Here is a 5,423-nt window from a genome sequence, read left to right as displayed (position 1 = left end):
GCTGCGCGCCGCCCGGCGGCTGACCAAGCGGGCGCTGCGGCAGCGTGAGCGGGCCTTCCTGGCGGAGGGCCCGCAAGCTGTTTCCGAGGCACTGGCGAGCGGCGCCCGCGTCACGGGCCTGTTCGTCACCGCGGACGCGCGGACGCGGCACGCCGGCCTGGTGGCGGCCGCCACCGGCGCGGGCGTCGAGGTCCAGGTGGTCAGCGGCGAGGTGATGAGCGAACTCGCGCAGACCGTCACCCCGCAGGGGCTGCTCGCGATCTGCGAGTTCGTCGACGTGCCGCTCGATCAGCTTGATAACAGCAAGATGCGGCTGGCCGCCATCCTGGCGAACGTCCGGGATCCCGGCAACGCCGGCACCGTGCTGCGCACGGCGGACGCGGCCGGCGCGGACGCGGTCGTGTTCGCGGACGCCTCGGTCGACCCGTACAACGGCAAGTGCGTGCGGGCCAGCGCGGGCAGCCTGTTTCACCTGCCCGTGGTGGCCGGAGTACGGCTCACCGACGCGGTCGGCGCGCTCAAGCGGGCCGGGCTGCGGATCGTCGCGGCCGACGGCAGGTCAGGCGTTCCGCTGGACGACCCGGAGACGCGCGCGGCGCTCAAGGCCCCGACCGCGTGGCTGTTCGGCAACGAGGCGTGGGGGCTGCCGCCCGAATTGCTCGCGCTCGCGGACCAGTCCGTGGCGGTGCCGATCTACGGCAGGGCGGAGAGCCTGAACCTCGCCGCGGCCGCCGCGGTGTGCCTGTACGCGTCCGCGGCGGCCCAGCGCTGAATGCGCCGATAGCGCCGCCTATAACCGCTGAATGGGCCATTTAGCAGCGAACTCCTAACAGGAAAAAATCGGTAGTGGCGTATTGTATTTGTGTTACGACGGAGAGAAATCCCGGGCCCGGGACTGTCATTGAGTCGGTTTCCCGCGCTAGAGTCTGATCACATTCCGTCACTCGCAATCGTGAAACGAGCCAGCACGGGCCGTTAATACGCGGCCCCTGCCGGACGGAGGCAACGCAGTCGTGGAGGACAACACAGCGGGTCAGGGCACCGCCCCTGGCGGGCCCGGGCACGTCGAAGGCGCGCCCGCGCCTGAGCAGTCCCCGCTGGCCGCCGACCTCCCCTCAGCGGCGCGTGCCTCGCTTCCTGCCCAGTGCATGACCGCCGCCGAGTCCCTGATGGCTGACGAGATCCCCGACGGGCTGGTCGTGGCCGACGACTCGGGCCGCGTGATCATCTTCAACCAGGCCGCCGCCCGGCTGACGAGCGTCGCGGCCGAGGAGGCCGTCGGTAAGTTCGTCTCCGACGTGCTGCCGTTCCGCGACGACGACGGCCGCGACTGGTGGGTGTGCGTCGACCCGTACCACGGCCTGGCCACCCGCACGAGGCATCCGGAGCGCAGCCTGTTCCTCACCGACGGGACCGAGCTTCTCGTCTCCGCAGGCTACGTCCGCGACGGGCGCGGCGGCCCGGTCCGCCGCCTGGTGATCACCCTGCGCGGCGCGCAGCAGCGGGCCAGGCTCGAGCGCAGCCGGGCGGAGCTGGTCTCCACCGTCGCACATGAGCTGCGGTCCCCGCTGACCTCGGTCAAGGGGTTCACCGCCACGCTGCTGGCCAAGTGGCCCCGGTTCACCGACAACCAGAAGCTGGTCATGCTCGAGACGGTCAACGCGGACGCGGACCGCGTCACGCGGCTGATCACCGAGCTGCTCGACGTGTCCCGCATCGAGTCGGGCCGCATGGAGGTGCACCGGGAGCTGGTCGACGTCCCCGAGCGGGTCCGCAGGTTCATCGCGGGCCGGGTGGCGGCCGGCGAGCCGGAGGACAGGTACCGCCTCGAGGTCATCAGCGACCTCCCGGACACCTGGCTGGACGCCGACAAGGTCGACCAGATCCTCGCCAACCTCGTGGAAAACGCCGTCAGGCACGGGGCTGGTATCGTAACGGTCGTGGTAGAGCGCGCGCGGATCGGCGGCGACCAGGCGGTCGCCGTCTCGGTGCGCGACCAGGGGGAGGGAATCCCCCCGGAGATGGCGCACCGGGTGTTCCGCCAGTTCTGGCGTGGCAAGCGCCGTGGCGGCACCGGTCTCGGCCTGTACATCGTCAAGGGCCTGGTCGAGGCGCTCGGCGGCGACATCGCCGTGGGCCGCGCGCCCGGCGGCGGCGCCGAATTCCGATTTACCGTGCCCGCGGGGGCGCCTGTCGCGTAGTGGCGGACATACAGTCGCCACCGTACGTTCCGGATATTCTTCGACCGCAACCCGCCGCGGGCCTGCCAGCTGCCTGACCACCTTCACCCTGGGGAAGCGAACGATGTCCGCACCTAACAAGAACTACGACCCGGTCGCGGTGACCGCGCTGTCCGCCGCCGAGGTGGACCGCGCGCTCGAGGCGGCGCTGGCCGCGATCGAAGCGGCGAGCACGCTCGACGAGCTGAAGGAAGCGCGGCTCGCGCACGACGGGGACAAGGCGCCGCTGCGGCTGGCCCGCGCGGAGATCGGCGCGCTGCCGCCGGAGGCGAAGGCGGACGCCGGCCGCCGGGTGGGCGCCGCCATGAACCGGATCAGGGAAGCGATCGGGCAGCGTCAGGCGCAGCTCGAGCGGAACCGCGACGAGCAGGTGCTGGTCACCGAGCGGGTCGACGTGACGCTGCCGTTCGACCGCACCCCCGAGGGGGCCAGGCACCCGGTCACGATGACCGCCGAGCGGCTCGCCGACGTGTTCGTCGCGATGGGCTATGAGGTCGCCGAGGGCCCCGAGGTCGAGGCCGAGTGGTACAACTTCGACGCCCTCAACATCCCGCCGGACCACCCGGCGCGGGAGATGCAGGACACGCTGTTCGTTGCGCGGCCCGACGGCGAGCCGGGCCCGTCCGGCATGGTGCTGCGCACGCACACCTCGCCGGTGCAGATCCGCAGCCTGCTCACCAGGCCGCTGCCGCTGTACGTGGTCAGCCCGGGCAAGGTGTACCGCAACGAGGCGCTGGACGCCACCCACCTGCCGGTCTTCTACCAGATCGAGGGCCTCGCCGTGGACGAGGGGCTCACCATGGCGGACCTGCGCGGGGCGATCCAGGCGTTCGTCGACGCGCTGTTCGGCGCGGGGCTGCGGACGCGGCTGCGGCCCGACTACTTCCCGTTCACCGAGCCGTCAGGTGACGTGTCCATGGAGTGTCACGTGTGCCGTGGCGAGTCGGTGAAGCCGGGCGCGGACCCGTGCCGCATCTGCCGGTCGATGGGCTGGATCGAGATCGCCGGCTGCGGCATGGTCAACCCGCGCGTGCTCGTGGCCTGCGGCATCGACCCGGACCGGTACAGCGGCTTCGCGTTCGGGCTCGGCGTCGAGCGGGCCCTGATGCTCGCGCACGGCGTCAACGAGATCAGGGACACCGTGGACGGTGACGTGCGGTTCAGCAGGGCGTTCGGGATGGAGATCTAGCGATGCGAGTGCCACTTTCCTGGCTGCGCGAGTACGCGCCGGTCCCTGAGCCCGTCGACGCCGGCGAGGTGGGGCGGCGGCTCACCGCCGCCGGCCTCGAGGTCGAGGCGATCGAGCAGGTCGGCCACGACATCCGCGGCGTCGTCGTCGGCCAGGTGCTGGCCATCGACGAGCTGACAGAGTTCAAGAAGCCGATCAGGTACTGCCGGGTGGCGGTCAGCGAGGAAGAGCTCACCGGCCCGCAGGACAAGGCGGCCGGCGTCATCTGCGGCGCGACCAACTTCGCCGTCGGGGACAGGATCGCGTACGCGCAGCCGGGCGGGGTGCTGCCCGGCGGATTCGAGATCGGCGCGCGCAAGACCTACGGCCACATCTCCGAGGGCATGATCTGCTCGGCGAAGGAGCTGGCGATCGGCGATGAGCACACCGGGATCCTGGTGCTGCCGCCGGACGCGCCACTCGGCGCCGATTTCGTGGCGTACGCGGGCCTGCGGGACGACGTGTTCGAGATCACCGTGACACCGGACCGCGGCTACGCGGTCAGCATCCGCGGCGTGGCGCGCGAGCTGGCCACCTCGTACGGCGTGCCGTTCACCGACCCGGCGGAGGCTATGGACCTGTCGGCGGACGGCGCCGGCGATGAGGTGTGGCCGGCCAGCATCGCCGACCCCACCGCCTGCGACCGGTTCGTGCTGCGCGAGGTCCGCGGCTTCAACGCCCGCGCGGCGTCGCCGCTGTGGATGCTGGTCCGGCTGGCGCGCTGCGGGGTGCGCGGCGTGTCGCTCGCCGTCGACGTGACCAACTACCTGATGCTCGAGCTGGGGCAGCCGCTGCACGCGTTCGACAGGTCCAAGCTCCACGGTGAGATCGTGGTGCGGCGCGCGCGGCCCGGCGAGAAGCTGGAGACGCTAGACCACGTCAACCGCGCCCTGTATCCCGAGGACATCCTCATCACCGACGGGTCCGGCCCGATCTCGATGGCGGGCACCATGGGCGGCCTGGCCACCGAGATCGACGACGACTCCACCGACATCGTGATCGAGGGCGCGCACTTCGACGCGGTCGGCACCGCCAAGATGAGCCGCAGGCACCGGCTGCATTCCGAGGCGTCCTACCGGTTCGAACGGGGCGTGGACAGGGAGCTGCCGCCGCGCGCGACGGCCAGGGCGGTCGCGCTGCTGGCCGCGCTCGGCAGCGGCGTCGTCGTGCCCGGGTACAGCGAGGCGGCGGTCCCTGTCGAGCCGGTGGTCATCGACATGGCGGCCGACTACCCGGACCGCGTCGCCGGCGTCGTGTACGGCCTGGACACGGTGGTCTGGCGACTGACCCAGGTCGGCTGCGAGGTGCGCACCGGGTTCGCCGCCGCGCTGCCGACGGTCGCGCCGTGGCGTGCCAGCGCCGAGAGCCCCGGTGCTGCCGCGGAAGACGAGGCGGCAGAGCCGGGGGCCCGCGAGCGGCTATACCCGGTGCTGCGGGTCGTGCCGCCGTCCTGGCGGTCGGACCTGACCGACCCGGCGGACCTCGTCGAGGAGGTCATCCGCCTCGAGGGGTACGTCAACGTGCCGGTCCGGATGCCGCGGGCGCTGGCCGGCCACGGCCTGACCGAGCGCCAGCGGCTGATCCGCGCGATCGGCCGCAGGCTCGGCGACGCCGGTTTCGTGGAGGTGAACGCCGATCCGTTCGCGCCCGCCACCGAGGCCGACAGCCTGATGCTGCCGCCGGAAGACCCGCGGCGGCCCGCGGTGCGGGTCGCGAACCCGCTCAGCGACGACCAGCCGAACCTGCGTACCACCCTGCTGCCCGGTCTCTTCCGCGTCCTGCTGCGGAACATCGGCCGCGGGTTCCCCGACACCGCCCTGTTCGAGACGGGCGTGGTGTTCCTGCCGCGCCCCGGCGCACCGGGCGCCGCGCCGATCCTGGCTACCAACCGCGGTCCCACGGTCGAGGAGCTCGCCGCCGTGGACGCGGCGCTGCCCGACCAGCCGGTGCTCGTC

General features: G+C 72.1%; 4 protein-coding genes. All 4 read left to right on the top strand.

Features of this window, described 5'->3' with window-relative positions:
- Position 1: 1 nt before the first annotated feature.
- Entirely contained in the window at positions 2 to 772 is a 771-nt protein-coding gene (locus tag WA805_RS25640) for a TrmH family RNA methyltransferase (RefSeq protein WP_425243623.1), read from the top strand.
- A gap of 376 nt (positions 773 to 1,148) precedes the next feature.
- On the top strand, positions 1,149 to 2,201 hold the full coding sequence (locus tag WA805_RS25635) for an ATP-binding protein (protein ID WP_422287150.1): 1,053 nt from the start codon (positions 1,149 to 1,151) through the stop codon (positions 2,199 to 2,201).
- 103 nt (positions 2,202 to 2,304) lie between these two features.
- Positions 2,305 to 3,429, top strand: coding sequence for a phenylalanine--tRNA ligase subunit alpha (pheS, locus tag WA805_RS25630; RefSeq protein WP_422282445.1), 1,125 nt, complete (start codon positions 2,305 to 2,307; stop codon positions 3,427 to 3,429).
- A gap of 2 nt (positions 3,430 to 3,431) precedes the next feature.
- A partial coding sequence (locus WA805_RS25625) for a phenylalanine--tRNA ligase subunit beta (protein WP_425243622.1) occupies positions 3,432 to 5,423 on the top strand: 1,992 nt, incomplete at its 3' end.

Origin of the sequence: Trebonia sp. (assembly GCF_049794275.1) — a bacterium.
Taxonomy (GTDB): Bacteria; Actinomycetota; Actinomycetes; order Streptosporangiales; family Streptosporangiaceae; genus Trebonia.
The sequence above is the reverse complement of the archived record's forward strand: the minus strand, read 5'-3'. Positions and strand labels throughout refer to the sequence as shown.

Coding starts and splice junctions, on each gene's coding strand:
- WA805_RS25635 (WP_422287150.1), top strand. CDS start 1,149: ATGACCGCCGCCGAGTCCCTGATGGCTGACGAGATCCCCGACGGGCTG.
- pheS (WP_422282445.1), top strand. CDS start 2,305: ATGTCCGCACCTAACAAGAACTACGACCCGGTCGCGGTGACCGCGCTG.